Origin of the sequence: Oceanimonas pelagia, assembly GCF_030849025.1 — a bacterium.
Taxonomy (GTDB): Bacteria; Pseudomonadota; Gammaproteobacteria; order Enterobacterales; family Aeromonadaceae; genus Oceanimonas; species Oceanimonas pelagia.
Window position 1 is genome coordinate 3,548,818 of the sequence record NZ_CP118224.1, and the last position, 18,934, is coordinate 3,567,751.

Here is an 18,934-nt window from a genome sequence, read left to right on the forward strand (position 1 = left end):
GTGATAGATATGGCTTATCGAAGAGAAACCTTTAGATTCTAATTTGTGATGAAAGGCACACCTTGATGGACATCAAGCAACTGCACTATTTATGCACCCTGGCGGAGCAGCGCCATTTTGGCCGGGCGGCCCGGGCCTGCTGTGTGACCCAGCCTACCCTGTCGATGCGGCTGCGCCAGCTGGAGCAGGAGCTGGGCGTGGCCCTGGTGCGCCGGGGCCGGCAGTTTGAAGGTTTCACTCCGGAAGGCGAGCGGGTGCTGGCCCGGGCCCGCACCCTGCTCAGCCAGTATGACAACCTGCGGCTGGAAGTGGACGCCATGAAGGGCCGGCTCACCGGCACGGTGCGGCTGGGGCTGGTGCCGCTGAGCTGCATGGATCTGAGCCCGGTACTGGCCGGGCTGCGCCGGCGCCATCAGGGCGTGGGCTTTGAGATCAACGACATGACCGCCGATGCCATTCTCGACGGACTCAACCATAACACCCTCGACATTGGCGGCGGTTTTTTTGAGCCCGAGGTGCTGGCCCGTTTCGACAGCCTGGCGCTGCCCGAGCAGGGAGTGGTGCTGGCCTTTGGCCCGGACTGGAAGGCGCGGGTGCCGGCCTGCCCCCGGCCGGCGGATCTGGCCGGGCTGCCGTTATGCCTGCCCAAGCCGGGCATGTATTTTCGTCATTATCTGGACACCCAGTTTGCACGGGAAGGGCTTGCCCTTGAGCCGGTGCTGACCTCCAACTCCGTTTACCGGCTGATGCGCTGGGTGCATGCCGGTCTGGGGTGTGCTCTGGTGCCCGCCGGCAGCGTGCTGTTCAACGAGCTGCCGGGGGTGGTATGCCGCCCGGTGGCTCTGCCGCCCATGGCCCGTATCGGCGCCCTGGTGATGCGCAATGACGGCCAGGCCAGCCTGCTGGCAAAAGGCTTTTTCGAGGTGGCCCGGGAGCTGTGGCGAGGCCGCTGACACAGCGCGTCCCCGACCTGGCTGTTCTATGCTTGAATTTTAATTGCCGCCATTACACCGAGGCGGGCAGTGGACCCAGGCGCTCGTTCAGGGCGAATTATCAGGACAAACAACAGCATGCGAGCGCACAAAGATCAGGATGATAGCGCAGGCAAGGTGGCTGAGCTGCTCGACGGGCATGTTCGGGAGTGGCGCCAGCTGTGTGAACAGGCGGCAACAGACGCCGGCGCGGAGCGGGCCTGTTTCGTTTTTTTTCACCATCAGGCCCGGGGTGTCAGCCGCGTGCTGGGGCGCCGGCTGCGGGGCTGGCGCGAATCCCATTATCTGGCGGTGTGGCGGCAACGGGGCTTTTACTGCGGGCTGAGCGCGACCGAACTGCAGCTCGACAGCCCGGCCTGCTTTATGGCGGTGCCGGTGGTGCGGGGCAGCCAGCGCGGCCTGCTGCTGCTGGAGTTTGCCGCCCCGCCCGCGCCCCTGACCGAGGAGCGCCGGCAGCGGCTCGACACCCTGGCCCGGCACGGCGCCCTGCTGTGGCGGGAAACCGAGCTGGACGCACGCCAGCTGCAGCTGGACGAGTCGTCCGGACGCCTGCTCAGCCGGCTGAAAACCTTGTTTATGCACGTGCCCATTCTGATCAACGGCTTTAACACCCAGGGCCACTGCATATTGTGGAATGACGAGTGTGCTCGTGTGTTTGGCCGCACCTTTGACGAACTCAGGGAGCATCCGGCGCCCATTGAGCTGTTCTATCCGGATCCGGAGGAGTGCCGCCGGGTGATTGCCACCTTCAGGGAGCTGAAAGGTTCGGAGTTTCGCGAATGGCATCCGGTGGACAGCCGGGGACGCCGGCTTACCACCCTGTGGGCCAATATCATGCTGCCCAATGGCGACATGATCTGCGTGGGCCACGACATTACCGAACAGCGGGCCCTGGAAAGCCAGCAACGGCTGGCCGCCAGTGTGTTTGAGGCCAGTTACGACGGCATCATGCTGACCGATGCCGAGAACCGGGTGGTGCACATCAATCCGTCGTTTACCCGAATTACCGGCTATTCTCCCGACGACATGGTGGCGCGCGTGGCCACCCTGTTTGAGCAGGATCGCGAGGGGGCCGAGGCGCCGCCCTTGCCTGCCGGTCCCGATACGCCGGATCACTGGCAGGGTGAGTGCACCATTCGGCGGCGCAACGGCAGCCGCTGCGCCCTGTTGCTGTCGGTGTCGGTGATCCGTGACGACAAGGGCAGGGTGCAGCACCATGCCATCATTCTGACCGACATCAGTCATATCAAACGCCACGAGGCCGAGCTGCGCCAGCGCGCCCTGTATGATCCCCTGACCCGCATTCCCAACCGCCAGCTGTTCAGCGAGCTGCTGGAGCGGGCCATGGCCGCGGCCGGCCGCGGCGATACCATGCTGGCGGTATGCTACCTGGATCTGGACGGTTTCAAGCAGGTCAACGACAGCCTGGGCCATGCCGCCGGCGACCGGCTGCTGGTGGAAATGGGCCGGCGCATGGCGCTGGTGATCCGCAGTTGCGACGTGGTGGCCCGGCTGGGAGGCGACGAGTTTGCGCTGATGATCACCGGGCTGCACCAGCCGCTGGAATGCACCGAAATCCTCGATCGGGTACTGGCCGTTATCGATACGCCGGTGCGGCTGGACGGCCACCAGGCCCGGGTAACGGCGAGCATCGGGGTAGCGGTGTATCCTCAGGATGCCGGCGATGGCCAGACCCTGCTGCGTTATGCCGACAAGGCCATGTACGAGGCCAAGAAACAGGGCAAGCACCGCCATGTGTTTTTTGAACCCGGTCTGCATTCTCAGGATCAGGAGCGCCACCGGCTTTATGAAGAATTGCACCGGGCCCTGGTGAGCGGCGAGTTTCTGCTGCACTACCAGCCCAAAATCGATCTGTTCAGCCGGCACATGATGGGGGTGGAGGCGCTGTTGCGCTGGCAGCACCCGCACAGGGGCATGCTGACCCCGGCGGAGTTTCTGCCCGCGGTGCTCGACAGCGACATGGAGTTCGAGCTGGGCCAGTGGGTGATTCGGCGGCTGTTGCAGCAGATGACCGCCTGGCTGGAGGCCGGCCAGGACTACCATGCCAGTTTCAATGTCAGTGCCGGCCAGCTGCTGCACGACGACTTCTACTGCAATTTGAAGTATCTGCTGGGCCTGTATCCGGCGGTGGAGCCGGCCCGGCTGGAGCTGGAGTTTCAGGAAAGCGCGGTGGGCGGCGATGTGCAGCGGGTGGCCGGCGTGCTGGAGCGTTGCCGCCGGCTGGGGCTGACCATCTCTCTCGACAATTTCGGCGCCGGCCACGCCTCGCTGGTGCACCTGAACCGCCTGCCGGTGGACATCATCAAGATCGACCGCCGGTTCATTACCGATCTGCTCACCAGCCCCACCGATGCCAGCATGGTGGAAGGGGTGGTGCAGCTGGCGGCGGCGCTGCGCATGGTGGTGGTAGCGGAAGGCATGGAGCAGCCGGAGCTGGGGGAGCGGCTGCAGCAGCTGGGCTGCCATTATGTGCAGGGCTATGGCATTTCCCACCCCATGCCGGCGGACGCCATTGCCGACTGGCTGCGGGAGTGGAACCGGCAGTTGCCGTTGCAGTAATGCGCCCAGACAAAAACCCCGGCCGAAGCCGGGGTTTGTATTGACCCGAGTGGCCGGCTTTACAGCTGCGGGCCGGCGGCCACCAGGGCCTTGCCCTCGGCGGTGTCGGTGAACTTCTCGAAGTTGTTCACAAAGCGCTGGGCCAGGTCCTTCGCCTTGGTGTCCCAGTCGGCGGCGTCGGCATAGGTGTTGCGCGGATCCAGAATGGACTCGTCTTCCACGCCCGCCAGGCCGGTGGGAATGGCCAGGTTGAAGTAAGGCAGTTCCACAAACTCGCTGTGCTCGATGGAGCCGTCGAGAATGGCGTTGATGATGGCGCGGGTGGCCTTGATGGAAATCCGCTTGCCGGTGCCGTTCCAGCCGGTGTTCACCAGGTAGGCTTCGGCGCCCACGGCGTCCATGCGCTTGGCCAGCACTTCGGCGTACCGGGTGGGGTGCAGGCTCAGGAAGGCGGCGCCAAAGCAGCTGGAGAAGGTGGGGGTCGGCTCGGTGATGCCGCGCTCGGTACCGGCCAGCTTGGCGGTAAAGCCGGACAGGAAGTGATACTGGGCCTGATCCCGGGTCAGCTTGGCCACCGGCGGCAGCACGCCAAAGGCGTCGGCGGTGAGGAAGATCACCTTCCTGGCGTGACCGGCCTTGGACACCGGCTTGACGATGTTGTCGATGTGGTAGATGGGATAGGAAACCCGGGTGTTCTCGGTTTTGGAGCCATCGTCAAAGTCGACGGTGCCGTCTTCCCGCACGGTGACGTTTTCCAGCAGGGCGTCGCGGCGAATGGCGGCGTAGATCTCCGGCTCGTTTTCCTTGCTCAGCTTGATGGTCTTGGCGTAGCAGCCGCCTTCAAAGTTGAACACGCCGTCGTCGTCCCAGCCGTGCTCGTCGTCGCCGATCAGCGCGCGGTCCGGATCGGTGGACAGGGTGGTCTTGCCGGTGCCGGACAGGCCAAAGAAGATGGCCACGTCGCCGTCCTTGCCCACGTTGGCGGAGCAGTGCATGGAGGCGATGCCCTTCAGCGGCAGCAGGTAGTTCATCATGGAGAACATGCCTTTTTTCATCTCGCCGCCGTACCAGGTGCCGCCGATCAGCTGCACCCGCTCGGTGAGGTTGAAGGCCACAAAGTTCTCGCTGTTCAGGCCCTGCTCCTGCCAGTTGGGATTGGTGCACTTGGCGCCGTTCATGACCACAAAATCGGGAGTGAAGTTTTCCAGCTCGGCATCGCTCGGGCGGATAAACATGTTTTTCACAAAGTGCGCCTGCCAGGCCACCTCGGTAATGAAACGCACCGCCAGGCGGGTATCGGCATTGGCGCCGCAGAAGGTGTCGACCACAAACAGGCGCTTGCCGGACAGCTGCCGGGTGACCAGGCCCTTGAGCTGGTCCCAGGTTTCCTGGGTCATCGGCTTGTTGTCGTTCTTGCCCTGATCGGACCACCATACGGTGTCGCGGGTCACGTCGTCGCGGACGATGTATTTATCCTTGGGGGAGCGACCGGTAAAGATGCCGGTATCCACGGCCACGGCGCCCAGGCTGGTAACCACGCCCTTCTCGAAGCCTTCCAGATCGGCGCGGGTTTCTTCTTCGAACAGCTGCTCGTAGGAAGGATTGTAAAGCACTTCGGTGACGTCGGTAATACCGTAGCGGGACAAGCCTAGTTGTTGCGCCTTGGGCGTCATTGTTTACTCCTGGATTTGGTACAGAGGGGTTTGCTTGGTTATTTGAATTTTTTGAAATACGAGGATATCAAGATTTAAATATCAATTAGGGGATCTGCTTCAAAATTTATAATTTTGCGGCACGAATTAAGAGGATGTAGGTAAAAATGACGTTTTTTATGCTGTCATGGTGTTAATTTACTGTTCCTTTATTTTGCTTATCAATGAACAGGCAGGGCAAGGTGAGGGGGAGCGTAAGGGAAACGTTAAAAAATAAACCCGGGCCGGCATTGCCGGCCCGGGCAGTGATCACCAAAAACGTGATCAGTGCAGGGTCTGTTCAAACAGGCTCTGTACGTCGCTGCCGTCAAAGCGGTAATGATGGCCGCAGTAGTCGCAGTGCATCTCGATGTTGCCCTGCTCCTGAATGATTTCCATGGCTTCGTCCTTGCCCACCTGCAGCAGCGCCTGCTCGCATTTTTCTCTGGAGCAGGTGCATTTGAAGCTGACCGGCTGTGGGTCGAATACCCGTACCGCCTCCTGGTTGTAGAGCCGGTACAGCACTTCCTGGGCGTCCAGCTGCAGCAGTTCTTCGGCCTTGACGGTGGCGGTCAGGGCTTCCAGGTGGGCGAAGTCGTCCTGCTGGCCTTCGGCTTCGCTGGGCAGGGCCTGCAGCAGCATGCCGGCGGCGGCCTGGTGATCGCCCTGCAGGCCGGTAAACAGCCAGATGCGGGTAGCCAGTTGTTCCGACTGGGCAAAGTAGTTTTCCAGGCTGGCGGCGAGGGAGCTTTCATGCAACTCCACCACGCCCTGATAACGTTCGCCGTCGTCGGGGGTAATGGTGATGGCGATATAGCCCTTGCCCACCAGATCGGCCAGCCGGGTGCTGTCGGGCACCGTGCCCTGCCAGCGGGCCACGCCACGCAGCTGCTGGTTATGATCGCCGTTGATCACCGCCAGGCTGACCGGGCCGTCGCCCTGCAGCTGCACCGTAATGTGGCCCTCAAACTTGAGGGTGGCGGTGAGCAGGCTGGTGGCGGTGAGCAGCTCACCCAGCAGCCGTTGCACCGGCACCGGGTAGGCCTGACCCTCAAGGATGTGCTGAAAGCTGTGCTGCAGTTGCACCAGCTCGCCGCGCACCGGGTAGTGGTCGAACAGATAACGGTGAAGTTGATCGGGTTTGTTCATCATGGGTCCTGTCTCGGCTCAGTTGCCCTGCTTGATTCGAAGCAGGGTACGTCTTTCTTTCTTGTCGGGCCGTCGCTCGGGGCTGGGGGCAAACTGGCTGTGGAGTTTGCGTGCCCGGGCGTTGCGCTCCCGTCGTTCAATGCTGTCCGGCGTTTCGCGGTAGAGCTGTTGCGCCTGCTCGGCCTTGCCGCGCTTGTCGGACAGGGCCAGCACCACCACTTCCCGTTCGTCGTGGCCCTGCCACAGGCGGATCAGGGCGCCGGTTTCCACCGGTTTGCCGGGCTTGGTGCGCTGGCCGTTGTAGTGCACCTTGCCGCCGTCGATCATCTCCCGGGCCAGGCTGCGGGTCTTGTAGAAGCGGGCGGCCCACAGCCATTTGTCCAGCCGCACGGAATCCGTTTTTCCGTTCATGGTACTTGCTCTCGTCACAACCGGGACCCCGATTATACCAGATGGTCTGCTTCGGCGTATAAAGGGCGGGGCAAATCACGCTTTGTGGCCATTCTGCGGCAGACGTTGGCCGCCAGTTGCGATAACCTCAGGTAAGGCGAGTCAAATACGGGATGGCCATGACCGGGAACAAACAAAAACCGACCATACTGCACACCGAACTGGTGGCGGAAAGCCGCCTGTTCCGGGTGGAATCGGTACACCTGCGTTTCAGTAACGGTGTTGAGCGAATCTATGAAAGAATGCGCGGCGGCGGTCGCGGCGCCGTGATGCTGGTGCCCATGCTCGACGACGACACCCTTCTGCTGATTCGGGAATACTCCGCCGGTACCCACAGCTATGAGCTTGGCTTTCCCAAGGGGCTGATCGATCCGGGTGAAACTGCCCTGGAGGCAGGCAACCGGGAACTGATGGAAGAAGTGGGCTATGGCGCCCGTACCCTGATTCCGCTCAAGCAGGTGAGCCTGGCCCCCGGTTATTTTGGCAGCCGCATGGACATTTTACTGGCACGGAACTTGTATCCGGAACAGCGGGAAGGGGATGAGCCGGAGCCGCTGGAAGTGGTGCCCTGGCCCTTGGCCCGGCTGGACGAACTGCTCGCCCGGCCCGATTTTTCCGAGGCCCGCAGCATTTGTGGTCTGTTTTTGTTGCAGGACTGGCTTAATAAAGAGGAATAAGCATGGATACCAGTGCCCTGCTGCCGGGGGTGAAGGCGGCAGCCCGAGAATCCGGCCGGCTGATCCTGTCGATGTACCACAGTGGTCAGTATCAGGCCGAGAGCAAGGACGACGACAGCCCGGTGACCAGTGCCGATCTGGCGGCGCACGCCTATCTCGACCGGGCCCTGCGCGCCCTGGCCGACATTCCGGTACTCTCCGAGGAAGGCGGCGACATTCCGCTGGCGGAGCGCAGCACCTGGCCCCGCTACTGGCTGGTGGACCCGCTGGACGGCACCCAGGAATTTATTGCCGGCAGCGGCGACTTCTCCACCATGATTGCCCTGATTGAACATGGCAAGCCGGTGCTGGGGGTGGTGTACGGCCCGGTGCACGATCTCATGTATTACGCGGTGTGTGGCCAGGGCGCCTTCAAGGAAGCCGGTGGCGAGATTACCCGCATTCACGCCCGTCATTATGACCAGCGCCAGCCGGTGACCAGCCTGTGCATTGCCATCAGCCGGCGGCAGAACGTGGACTGGGTGCGCTCGCGGCTTTCCGACGAGCTGGACTACCGGCTGCTGCCTCTGGGCTCAAGTTCGCTCAAGTCGTGCCTGGTGGCGGAAGGAGCGGCGGACCTGTACATGCGCATCGGCCCCACCGGCGAGTGGGACACCGGTGCCACCCAGTGCATTGTGGAAGAAGCGGGCGGTCGCATTCTCGACCTGGAGCTGGCGCGGCTCAGCTACAACGAGCGCGACAGCCTGATCAACCCCAACTTCATCACCCTGGGGGATGAAAACCTGCCCTGGCGGGACATTCTTCGCGGCAGATCCTGAATGCAACAAGGGCGGCCTTGGCCGCCCTTGTTCAGTCTTCCTGTTCGAAATCCTCGATTTCGATGCCCAGCTCGGTCATGATTTCCCGGGCCCGGGCGGGGATCTGGTCGGGCACATCCTTGCGCAGGTCGTCGTCCTGGGGCAGGGGCTGGCCGGTGTAGGCATGCAGAAAGGCCTCGCACAGCAGCTCGCTGTTGGTGGCGTGACGCAGATTGTTCACCTGGCGCCGGGTGCGCTCGTCGGTGAGCACTTTGAGCACCTTGAGCGGGATGGAGACGGTGATCTTTTTGACCTGCTCGCTTTTCTTGCCGTGTTCGGCGTAGGGGCTGATATAGTCGCCGTTCCATTCAGTTTTCATCGTCCACCTGCGTTCGGAAATTGGTTCCGGCGAATTGTAACCCCTGCATTTTGTGTTGGCAATCCAACGGCAAAGCCTTATGGACGTCTGGGTGGCTTGACGGCTTATTTTGTTCGGGTTACTGTGCACTTCCTCAGAATTCTGTTTCAGGCTGCCGCGCGCAAAGGAGAAGCACATGCCGACTTACAAGACTCAGACCCACGCCGTTCGTACCGGCCTTGAGAGTGACACTCAGCATGGTGCCGTGGTGCCGCCCATTTACCTCAGCAGCACCTATTCCTTTGCCGACTTTAACCAGAAGCGCCAGTTCGACTATGCCCGCTCCGGCAATCCCACCCGCCAGACCCTGCTCGACGCCCTGACCCACCTGGAAGGCGGCGCCGGCGCGGCGGTCACCGCCAGCGGCCTGGGCGCCATCAACCTGATCGTGACTTCCCAGCTGCAACCCGGCGATCTGCTGGTGGTGCCCCACGACTGCTACGGCGGCAGCCAGCGGCTGTTCAACTCCCTGGCCGCCAAGGGCCTGTTTGAACTGGCCTATGTGGATCAGACCGACGCCGATGCTCTGGCCGAGGTGATGGCGCGCAAGCCGCGCATGCTGTGGATCGAAACCCCGTCCAACCCGCTGCTGCGGGTGGTGGACATTCAGGCGCTGTGCGCCGCCGCCCGGGAGGTGGGCGCGCTCAGCGTGGTGGACAACACCTTTTTGTCGCCGGCGTTGCAGCAGCCGCTGAAACTGGGCGCCGATCTGGTGCTGCATTCCACCACCAAATACATCAACGGCCACTCCGACGCCCTCGGCGGCGCCGTGGTGGCGGCGAATCCGGATCTGGCCGAGCAACTGCGCTGGTGGGCCAATTGCCTGGGGCTGACCGGTTCCGCCTTTGACAACTACCTGACCCTGCGCGGCCTGCGCACCCTGGGGGTGCGCATGCGCCAGCACTGCGAAAACGCCGAGGCGCTGGTGGCCTTTCTGCAAACCCAGCCCAGGGTAAAAGCCGTGTATCACCCCAGCCTGCCGGGCAACCCGGGCCACGCCATTGCCGCCCGCCAGCAGGCCGGTTTCGGCGCCATGCTCAGCTTTGAGCTGGATGCCGACGAGGCCGGGCTCAAGGCCTTTTTGCAGCAACTGCAGCTGTTCTCCCTGGCCGAATCCCTGGGCGGGGTGGAAAGCCTGATCGCCCACCCGGCCACCATGACCCACGCCGCCATGAGCCCCGAGGCCCTGGCCGAGGCCGGCATCAGCCAGCAACTGTTGCGGGTATCGGTAGGGATTGAGGACGCCGGCGATCTGATCCACGATCTGGAAAACGCATTCAAGGTACTCAGCAAGTAAATGACCATTCTCGAGCCCGAGGCCGGCGCCTGGCGACCGGTGCACAAGTTTGGCGGCAGCAGCCTGGCCGATGCCGCCTGTTTTCACCGGGTAGCCGGTATCATTCACAACCTGCACCAGCCCGACGCCCTGATCGTGGTGTCGGCGCCGGGCAAGACCACCAACCGGCTGATTGAACTGCTCGGCCTGTTCGCCAGCGGCGACACCGCCGCCCCCGAGGCGCTGGCGGGCCTGCACGCTTTTCAGCGCAATCTGATCGAGACCTCTCTGCCCGAGGCCGAGGCGGCCCCCCTGCTGGCGGCGCTGAACGACGACATCGTCACCATTGCTCGAGTGCTGGAGCACAGCCGGCTCGATGAGGTTCAACGCAGCTTTATTCAGTCCTTTGGCGAGGTGTGGTCGTCCCGGCTGCTGGCGCAGGTGCTGCGTCATCAGGGGCTGGCCGCCGACAGCCTGGATGCGCGCCGTTTTCTGCGGGTGACGGGCACGCCGGTTCGGGTGCAGGAAGAGGCATCGCGCCGCTTGCTGGCCGATATTCTGGCGCGGCATGGCCAACAGATACTGGTGGTGACCGGTTTTATCGCCGCCGATGACGACGGCAACACCCGGCTGCTGGGGCGTAACGGCTCCGACTTCAGCGCCACCCTGCTGGCGGCCCTGGCCGACAGCACTCACACCACCATCTGGAGCGATGTACCCGGGGTGTTCAGCGCCGATCCGCGACGCATTCCCGAGGCGCACCTGCTCAAACGGCTGGCCCTGCCCGAGGCCGCCGAGCTGGCCCGGCTGGGCTCGCCGGTGCTGCACAGCCGCACCCTGGGGCCGGTGGCCGCCAGCCGCCAGCAACTGATGCTGCGCTGCAGCTACCACCCGGACGACGGCCATACCCGCATTGAGCGCAAGCCCCGCCGCGAGCAGGGCGCGCGCATCGTTACCGCGGTGGACGACACCGTGCTGGTGGAAATGACCATTTCCGATCGCTACCAGGAGCGGGTGGACGCCCTCACCGAATGGCTTACCAAACGGGAGCTGGCCCCGCTGGCGTGCAAGCGCCGGCCCGATCGCAAGTTGTGGCAGATTGCCTATACCCGGGAGCAGGCCGAGCAGGCGTTTCTGCTGCTGCGGGATCACCAGCCCGCCGGCGGCTTTGAAGGGCTGCAACAACGGGACGGCTTTTCCCTGGTGGCGCTGGTGGGCAAGAACGTGACCGCTCAGGCCGAGCAGTGCCTGCAGTTTTACCATGCCCTCAACGAGCAGCCGCTGGAGTTTGTTCAGCCGGCGAAAAACGGCCTCAGCCTGGTGGGGGTGGTGCGTAAAACCAGCCTGGATCCCTTGCTGCTGCGGCTGCACCAGAGCCTGTTCAGCCGTCCCCGCCGGGTGGGCGTACTGCTGTTTGGCCGGGGCAACATCGGCCAGGCCTGGCTGCGGCTGTACAAGGAGCAGAAGGCCCGGCTGGAGCAGGAGCTGAACCTGCGCCTGACCCTGTACGGGGTGTTCGACTCTCGCGGCGCCATGCTGGCCAGCCAGGGGCTGGAAGTGGACCAGGTTCTGAACGCGTTTGAACCCCGCAGCCTGGTGTGGCCCGACTGGCTGGAAAGCTTGGAAGAGCACGGCTTCGACACCATGGTGGCGCTGGACTGCACCGCCTCCGACAGCCTGGTGCAGTATTATCCGGCCCTGGTGCAGCAGCATATTCACCTGATTGCTGCCAACAAGCAGGCCGGAGCCGCCAGCCGGGATGTGTATGCCGGACTGAAGCAGGCGCTGGCCGAGCACAGGGTGAAGTTTCTCAGCAATGCCACCGTGGGCGCCGGCCTGCCGGTACAGAGCAGCCTGCACCAGTTGCGCCAGTCGGGAGAGCAGATCCGGGCCATCAGCGGTATCTTTTCCGGCAGCCTGAGCTGGCTGTTCCAGCACTTCGACGGCAGCCGGCCGTTTTCCGAGCTGGTGCAGCAGGCCTGGCAGCAGGGCCTGACCGAGCCGGATCCGCGGGAAGATCTCAATGGTCAGGACGTCAAGCGCAAGCTGGTGATTCTGGCCCGGGAAGCCGGCTTTGATCTCGACCCCGAGCAGGTACAGGTGGCCAGCCTGGTGCCCGAGGAGCTGGCGGCGCTCGACAAGGCGGAGGCCCTGGAACATCTGCACCGGCTCGACGGCATGCTGGCCGAGCGCCTGGCCGAGGCGCAACAGCAGGGCGGCGTGCTGCGCCACGTGGCCCGTTTTCATGCCGACAGCGGGGCAGCCAGCGTGGGGCTGGAGGTGGTACCCGCCAACCATCCTTTTGTGCCGCTGCGCCCCGGCGATAATGTGTTCGCCATCGAAACCCGCCATTACCGTCAGAACCCCATGGTCATTCAGGGGCCGGGGGCCGGCCGGGAAGTGACCGCCGCCGCCGTGCAGGCGGATCTGTGGCAGCTGCTGGCGGCACTGTAACGAAACAAGGCTCCTGCGGGAGCCTTTTTGATACAGGCGTGTCGCTGCTCAGTCCTGCTGCGAGCGCTCAATAATTTCTTGCAGATCCGGGCACAGGGGCGAGGGCAGGGCCTCGGGGCTGAACCAGGCCACGGCTTCGGCGTCGTCGTCGGCCACTGGGGTACCGCGCTGATAGTGGCCGCGCACCGCCACCATCACATAGTGATGGGCCAGGTTGCCGGCGTCTTCGGCCAGCACGTCGTAGCAGGCAAAGGGAGCATCCATGCGGGCGGTGACGCCGGTTTCTTCCAGTAATTCCCGGGCCGCGCCGGCACTCATGGTTTCGCCCCATTCCAGCTTACCGCCGGGAAAGCCCCAGTGCCCGGCGTGGGGAGCGTGCTTGCGTTTCACCAGCAGCACGCGCTGCCGGTGCCAGACCACGGCGATAACGCCGACCTTGGGTGCCTTCATGAGTCTTCCCTGGCTGAATGAATAAGTGGGTATTGTGCCAAAGCTCGAACGGCTTGGGCGAATTTAATGACGCGGCACTACGACCGGCTGATCAGGCGGTACACAAACAGCAGAAACAGGGCGCCGATCACCGCGGTGATCATGCTGCCCAGGTTAAAGCCGGTGACGCTGCCAAAGCCCAGCCGCACGCCTATCCAGCCGCCCACAAAGGCGCCGGCAATGCCGAGCAGGGTGGTCATGATAAAGCCCCCGCCATCCCGCCCGGGCATGATCCAGCGCGCCAGAAAGCCGGCGATAAGCCCAAAGACGATCCAGCTGAGAATGCCCATGATGTACTCCGGTGGTTGTTTTTTGAACTGATCCAAGCATAGTCCAGCGGCACACACGGCCGGCCTCTGTCTTTCATGCCCGATCATTTCCGCGAAGGCGGAAATCCATGAACGGGGGCGCAGTATGTGGAATGGCCCCCCGCCCCGGCCCCCGCCTTCGCGAGGATGACGTTCCTTCGCGGGGAGACAAGGTTATGGGGTCTTCAGCCGCCGATCAGCGACCAGTGGTTGTCCCACTGCCAGGGGGAATAGAAACGGGTTTCCTCGCCCTGAACATTGAGCCGGCTGATGCCGCCCTGGCCGCTGCCCAGCCAGATCTGGCCCCGAGCCGCCGAGGCACCGGAGGCATCGGGCAGGGGGGCGATGCGGATCAGCTCGCCGCTGTGGCGGTGCCACAGGCCGTAGCAGTTGCCCGGTGGCGAGGTGGCGGCAATATGATTGTCGGTGACCGCGATGCTGGCGATGTAATGGTTGAAGCGGGCCCAGTCCAGAGGCTCGCCGCCAAGGGGGATAAGCTTCCGGCCCCGGCGGTGACGCACGATCAGCGGCGGATAGTCGTCCGGGTTGCCCCGGTACTGCTGGCCGGTAAACACTTCGCCGTCGGCGGTCACCGCCAGGTGGCGAATGGACAGATGGCGGTCGGCCAGGCCCCGCTGCTCCAGTATCCTGCCGTTCCGGGCATCGAGGTAAGTGAGGCTGGGTTGCATGGTGTTCAGGTTCAGCGGCTCGCGCCCCTGCGTGTGCACGCCGCCCACGCCCACCACCAGGTTGCCATCGGGCAGGCGGCGGATTTCATGAGGGCCCAGGCCAAAGCCGGTGAACTCGTTTACCTTGGTGAGCCGTTCCCCTTCAAGCGCATATACACCGATAATGCCTTTACTGGTGCTGCGTACCCCCTCGGTGGTATAGAGCCGGCGGCCGTCGGCACTGAACACGCCATGGCCGTAATAGTGGCGCTGTGGGTCTGCCTCGCGCACCTGCAGCAACCGGCCCTGCTCATGGTTGAACAGCGCCAGCCAGCCGCCGGGGCGACGGGCATGACACACCGCCAGCGGCCGGGTGGGGTGGGCCGCCATGCCGTGCCCCCGGGCCGGCAGCGGCAGCTCATAGCGCAGGCTGCCATCCAGATTCAGTGCCTGCACCACATAGCGGTGGCCGCCGTCGCGACGGCCGCCACCCACCAGATAGCCGCGTCTGCGTGCCGGCAGGGCACAGCCCGCCAGCCCCAGGCTGCACAACACGCCGGCGGCGGACAGCCCTTTCAGAAATTGCCGTCTGTGCATCAGTCACCGTCCGTGGCGTTAAAGCCCAGACTGAGGCCCAGGGCGTCGGGCAGGCGCAGCTTGAGCTGGCTGCCCAGGCGATCAAAGGAGAGTTTAAAGCGCAGCAGGGCGGCGTAGTTGTCCCCTTGCAGCCAGTGGGCCAGGCTGTCGCCCTCGGGCAGATGCTCAAGGGTATCGGCAAAGGCCTTATCCAGCTCATTGATCAGCGTGTTTTCATTTTTTTGCTGCAGGTATGTGCGAATGCCTCCGTCCTGATATTCCCGCTGCAGGCTTTTCAGGCTGGTGCGCACAAAGTACAGCGACTGCTGGCTGCGCCAGGCTTCGGCAAACAGCGGACGCGGGTGATCCACGGTATTGAGCGGCAGGTCGAGTTTTTTTTCAATGCGATCGTAACGGTGGGCCAGCTGGCCGAGGATCTGCACCAGCAGCACACGCTCGCCGCCCTGCACCGCCATTTGCTCCAGCTGTTGTTCATAGCCTTGCGGGTTGCGCCAGGCAGCCTGCAGTTGGCCGCCACTGTGTACCAGTTGCTCGGTGACCCCGGGCAGCAGGGTGCAGCGCTGCGCTTGGGAAAGATCCTCATACAACAGGTATTCCACCGCCCCAAGAGTGACGCTGGCCCCCTTGAGCGGGGCGGGCTGCTCAAGCTGACGGGTCAGCTGGCGGGCGGTGGTGTCCTTTTTGTCGGGCCACAGCTGAAAGGCGTAGCTCAGACCGGCGGCATCGAGGGGGCCGCCGCTCTGTCCCTGATGGGCGGTCCAGGCGGTAAAGGCGCTGCGCCACTGCTGCTGCACGCTGGCCAGAGGCTGCTCGCCGGCGCAATGGGCGCGGCTGCTGCTATCCAGCCGGGTCAGCGCCTGGGCCAGCTCATCGGCCTGCTGGCGCATCAGGCCCAGGTGTGACTGGGTCAGCCGGTCAAGGGACGGGTCCAGTGGTGGCTGGCTCTGACAGGCGGTGAGCAGGCCCAGCGCGGCGAGTGAAAACGGACGAAAGTTCATCAAAGCGACTCCAGAAAGGCGATCAGTTGTTCACGTTCTCGAGCGCTGGCGGCCAGCACCCGGTTGCGGGCGGCTTCGGCCTCGCCCCCGTGCCAGAGCACGGCTTCCAGCAGTGTGCGGGCGCGGCCGTCATGCAGATAGCGGGCGGGCTGGCCGGCCACCTCGCTGGCATAGCCCAGGCCCCACAGCGGCGGTGTACGCCACTCGCGGCCGCCGGCTTCAAACTCGGGACGGTTGTCGGCCAGATCGTCGCCCATGTCGTGCAGCAGCAGATCGGTATAGGGATAGATTTTCTGGTGGCTGAGCGCCGGGCTGGCGTGCTCGCCGGTGGTGTAAGACGGGGTATGGCAGCCGGCGCAACCCAGTGCCAGAAACAGCCGCTCACCGGCCTGCACCTGAGGATCGCTCAGGTTTCGCCGGGCGGGCACCGCCAGGTGCTGGCTGTAGAAGGTGACTGCATCGAGCACCTCGTTGCTGACCTCGGGCTTGCCACCGTCCGGGTAGCGCTCACAGCCTTGAGCGGCGGTGCAGTCATCGGCAGGCATCAGGGCGGAGGTGAGCCCCATGTCGCCGGCAAAGGCGCCGGCGTTTTGCTGGCGCAGACTGGGCTGGCCGGCCTTCCAGCCAAAGCGGCCGATCACGGTGTGCTCGCGGGCGGCGCCCCATACCCGGTTGGCGTGGCCGCGAATGCCGTCATTATTTTCATCATGCGGGTCTTCCCCGGCCAGCAGCGCCGACTCGGGAATGGCTTCCAGCAGCCCCAGGCCGATCATGGGCGGGGCAATACGGGCTGAGGCAAGCAGCTGCGGACCGGGCTCGCCGTAGCCGGGCTGGTCAATGCTGACATGGGGCCGGCGCAGCTCCACGGTGCTGCCGTCGTGAAAGCGTACCGTTTGGGTGCTGTAGCGAATATTTACCCTGCCTTCGGGCACGGCGCCGGGAATGGCCATGTCCTGCAGCTGGCCGCCGTAGACCGGATGGGGCACCGCCCCAAGGGTGCGCAGATAGTCCCGGTGCTGCTGGCTTTCATCGGCGGGCACCGACAGCCGCACCAGCATGCTGACCGCATTGTCGCCGTCAAAGGCGGGCGGATGGCCGCGGCCGTCCTTGATGTGGCAGCTCTGGCAGGCGTTGGTGTTGAACAGCGGGCCCAGGCCGTCGCGGGCGTCTGTGGTGGCCGGCGCGGCAACCCAGGGATTGCGGAAAAAGCTGTTGCCCACCGAGAAGTCGAGGCGCTTGTCAAAGCTCAGATTGGCGGCGGGCATGGAATAGGCGTTGGCACCGGTTTTGGTGGTGGTGGTGTCGCCACCGGGTTTGGCGGGATTGGCCTGGGCGCCGAGGGCAAAGGCAGCGCCAAGCAGCAGGCCGGTGAGTCGAAACGACATGGAGACTCCAGAGTAAAAGGGCAATACAAGCGTTATTGTGAGGCCGGCAAGTGCCGGCCCTTCTTTATTGGTGTTGTGCTGTGCCGCCAGATCAGAACTCGTGATCGGCGGTATCCGGGTTCAGGTTATTGATGCCAAGGGTGTTGGCGGCCAGCTCAATGGCGCGGGTCTGCTCCACCAGGGCGCTGATGGCGTCGGTGACCAGCTGGTTGCCTTGCGGATTATCGGCGGCGATCAGCTGATCGAAGTGCACATTATTGACCTCGGCGGACTGCACCAGCCGGTATACCGCCTGTTCGCTTTCGCGGAACTGCTCGCCGATTTGGGCGGCGGCCTGGTCGTCCTGCTGGGCTACCAGCTGCAGCAGCGACGGGCCCTGCAGGGTGCTGCCGTCGATGCGCTGGTATTCGCCGAACATCAGGTTGCTGATGCCTTTCTCGTTGTAATAGTGGGAGTGGTGGGTGTTGTCGGAGAAGCAGTCGTGCTCGTCTTCCACCGAGTTGGCCACCAGTGCCACCTTCATGCGTTCGCCGGCCAGCTCGCCCAGCGACAGCGAGCCCATGCCGAACAGCATGCGGCGCAGGCCTTCTTCCGCCGGCAGGGCGGTGAGTTCGGTGCGGTAGTTGTTCTGCCCCGGTTGCCACTGACCCGCCATGTATTGCAGATCCTGCACCAGCAGCCGGCTTGCGGCCTGCAGGTAGTCGCGGCGGCGATCGCAGTGGCCGTGGGTGCAGGCTTCGCCCAGAGCGAAGTCGGTCCAGGGGCGTTCACCGGCACCGGAGTGGGTGTCGTTCAGATCCTGGCCCCACAGCAGAAATTCGATGGCGTGGTAGCCGGTGGCGACATTGGCCTCGGAGCCGGCCAGCTCGTTCAGCCCGGCCAGCAGCTCGGGGGTAATGTTTGTCACGTCCAGCTTTTCGCCGCCGACCTGAAGGTGGCTGTTGGCAATGATATTGGCGGTGGCGCCGGCGTTGCCCAGCTCATGCTGGTAGCCGGGAGCGACGTAGTCAATCAGCCCCTCATCCAGGGGCCAGGCGTTGAGCTGGCCTTCCCAGTCGTCGACCACGGGGTTGCCGAAACGAAACACTTCCGACTGCTGGTAGGGTACCCGGGCGGCCAGCCAGGCGGTTCGGGCATCGGCCAGAGTCTGCTCACTCGGGCTGGCCAGCAGGGCGGCAATGGCTTTATCCAGCTGCTGTGCACTGGTGAGGGCGTCGCCGTACACGGCCTGGGCGATATCGGCGTAGTGCTCTACGACCTGATCCTGGGTAACGGTGGGGTTGCTGGTCTGGGCGCAGGCGCTGAGCAGACCACCGATGGCGGCGGCCAGCGCAAGTTTGCGGAAGTGCATTTATATATCCTTATGCATTTGATAATCGTTTCTATTAGCAAAAAGGATTCTAGCGCCAATGCGGAAAGGGGCGCAAGAGGCCACCGGTAATAGACGTACCAAATAAAGGGATTATGGCTACCGTCTGCTGTTATACGGACGACTACTCGGCGATGGGAGCCAGCACCGCCTGCAGCAGGCGTTCAAGCTCGCCGGCGCTCAGCGCTACCGACAGTCCCCGCTTGCCGCCGGAGACCAGTACGGTGTCGTGCTCCCTGGCGGAAGCATCGATCACGGTGGTCAGGCGCTTTTTCTGGGCAAATGGGCTGATGCCCCCCACCTTGAAGCCGGTCAGTCGCTCTGCCTTCTGCGGCGCCATCATCTCCAGCTTTTTTACCCCGGCAGCTTTGGCCAGTCGCTTGAGGTTGACCTTGCCCGATGACGGCACCAGCGCCACCACGGCTCCCTGTTCACCCTCGGTGAGCAGGGTCTTGAACACGCGGGTGAGCGGTACGCCCAGCTGCCCGGCGGCATGGGCGCCAAAGTCGTCCTGAGCCGTGCAGTCATACTGATACAGGGTAAAGGCGGCCTTTTGTTTTTCCAGAAACAGAATGGCGGGAGTCATGAGAGCAGTCCGGTGGTTGGCAACAAGGCGAAAATTATGCAGATAACGAC

Annotated in this window: 17 protein-coding genes; 6 read left to right on the forward strand and 11 right to left on the reverse strand. The window is 63.8% G+C overall.

Going from position 1 to position 18,934, the window contains the following annotated elements; genetic code table 11:
* Positions 1–65: 65 nt before the first annotated feature.
* A complete protein-coding gene (locus PU634_RS16955; protein WP_306762013.1) occupies positions 66–953 on the forward strand; it encodes a LysR family transcriptional regulator in 888 nt (295 codons plus the stop codon).
* 117 nt (positions 954–1,070) lie between these two features.
* On the forward strand, positions 1,071–3,572 hold the full coding sequence (locus tag PU634_RS16960) for a putative bifunctional diguanylate cyclase/phosphodiesterase (protein WP_306762014.1): 2,502 nt from the start codon (positions 1,071–1,073) through the stop codon (positions 3,570–3,572).
* 59 nt (positions 3,573–3,631) lie between these two features.
* Here the strand turns inward: PU634_RS16960 and pckA are convergent, their stop codons facing one another.
* From pckA to hslR, 3 genes are all read right to left on the reverse strand, one after another.
* Positions 3,632–5,245, reverse strand: coding sequence for a phosphoenolpyruvate carboxykinase (ATP) (gene pckA, locus PU634_RS16965; protein ID WP_306762015.1), 1,614 nt, complete (start codon positions 5,243–5,245; stop codon positions 3,632–3,634).
* A 303-nt stretch (positions 5,246–5,548) separates the two neighbouring features.
* Positions 5,549–6,412: an Hsp33 family molecular chaperone HslO gene (gene hslO / locus PU634_RS16970; RefSeq protein WP_306762016.1), complete on the reverse strand. Its 864-nt coding sequence runs from the start codon at positions 6,410–6,412 to the stop codon at positions 5,549–5,551.
* An 18-nt stretch (positions 6,413–6,430) separates the two neighbouring features.
* Positions 6,431–6,823, reverse strand: coding sequence for a ribosome-associated heat shock protein Hsp15 (gene hslR / locus PU634_RS16975; RefSeq protein ID WP_306762017.1), 393 nt, complete (start codon positions 6,821–6,823; stop codon positions 6,431–6,433).
* A gap of 158 nt (positions 6,824–6,981) precedes the next feature.
* Here hslR and nudE point away from each other — a divergent pair, with 158 nt between their 5' ends.
* Positions 6,982–7,539, forward strand: a complete 558-nt coding sequence (gene nudE, locus PU634_RS16980) for an ADP compounds hydrolase NudE (RefSeq protein ID WP_306762018.1) — start codon at positions 6,982–6,984, stop codon at positions 7,537–7,539.
* A 2-nt stretch (positions 7,540–7,541) separates the two neighbouring features.
* Complete coding sequence (cysQ, locus tag PU634_RS16985) at positions 7,542–8,357, forward strand: 3'(2'),5'-bisphosphate nucleotidase CysQ (protein ID WP_306762019.1); 816 nt, start codon at positions 7,542–7,544, stop codon at positions 8,355–8,357.
* Between the two features lie 31 nt (positions 8,358–8,388).
* Here the strand turns inward: cysQ and metJ are convergent, their stop codons facing one another.
* Positions 8,389–8,715 carry a met regulon transcriptional regulator MetJ gene (metJ, locus tag PU634_RS16990; protein WP_306762020.1) on the reverse strand — a complete coding sequence of 109 codons (327 nt, stop codon included), beginning with the start codon at positions 8,713–8,715 and terminating at the stop codon, positions 8,389–8,391.
* A 175-nt stretch (positions 8,716–8,890) separates the two neighbouring features.
* Here metJ and metB point away from each other — a divergent pair, with 175 nt between their 5' ends.
* Positions 8,891–10,051, forward strand: coding sequence for a cystathionine gamma-synthase (metB, locus tag PU634_RS16995; RefSeq protein ID WP_306762021.1), 1,161 nt, complete (start codon positions 8,891–8,893; stop codon positions 10,049–10,051).
* Positions 10,052–12,484 (forward strand): bifunctional aspartate kinase/homoserine dehydrogenase II, encoded by a 2,433-nt coding sequence (gene metL / locus PU634_RS17000; protein WP_306762022.1) that lies wholly within the window; start codon positions 10,052–10,054, stop codon positions 12,482–12,484. It begins immediately after the preceding gene.
* Positions 12,485–12,532: 48 nt separating this feature from the next.
* Here metL and PU634_RS17005 read toward each other — a convergent pair whose 3' ends face one another.
* The 7 genes from PU634_RS17005 to ybaK form a co-directional block, all read right to left on the reverse strand.
* Positions 12,533–12,934, reverse strand: coding sequence for an NUDIX hydrolase (locus PU634_RS17005; protein ID WP_306762023.1), 402 nt, complete (start codon positions 12,932–12,934; stop codon positions 12,533–12,535).
* A gap of 77 nt (positions 12,935–13,011) precedes the next feature.
* Complete coding sequence (locus PU634_RS17010; RefSeq protein ID WP_306763716.1) at positions 13,012–13,263, reverse strand: GlsB/YeaQ/YmgE family stress response membrane protein; 252 nt, start codon at positions 13,261–13,263, stop codon at positions 13,012–13,014.
* A 203-nt stretch (positions 13,264–13,466) separates the two neighbouring features.
* Entirely contained in the window at positions 13,467–14,546 is a 1,080-nt protein-coding gene (locus PU634_RS17015) for a DUF1513 domain-containing protein (protein WP_306762024.1), read from the reverse strand.
* Positions 14,546–15,544, reverse strand: a complete 999-nt coding sequence (locus PU634_RS17020) for an imelysin family protein (RefSeq protein WP_306762025.1) — start codon at positions 15,542–15,544, stop codon at positions 14,546–14,548. The genes PU634_RS17015 and PU634_RS17020 overlap by 1 nt, the downstream gene beginning before the upstream one ends.
* On the reverse strand, positions 15,544–16,929 hold the full coding sequence (locus tag PU634_RS17025; protein ID WP_306762026.1) for a di-heme oxidoreductase family protein: 1,386 nt from the start codon (positions 16,927–16,929) through the stop codon (positions 15,544–15,546). Before PU634_RS17025 ends, PU634_RS17020 begins: the two co-directional genes overlap by 1 nt.
* A 91-nt stretch (positions 16,930–17,020) precedes the next feature.
* Positions 17,021–18,280, reverse strand: coding sequence for an imelysin family protein (locus PU634_RS17030; RefSeq protein ID WP_306762027.1), 1,260 nt, complete (start codon positions 18,278–18,280; stop codon positions 17,021–17,023).
* Positions 18,281–18,422: 142 nt separating this feature from the next.
* Complete coding sequence (gene ybaK / locus PU634_RS17035; protein WP_306762028.1) at positions 18,423–18,884, reverse strand: Cys-tRNA(Pro) deacylase; 462 nt, start codon at positions 18,882–18,884, stop codon at positions 18,423–18,425.
* Positions 18,885–18,934 lie beyond the last annotated feature (50 nt).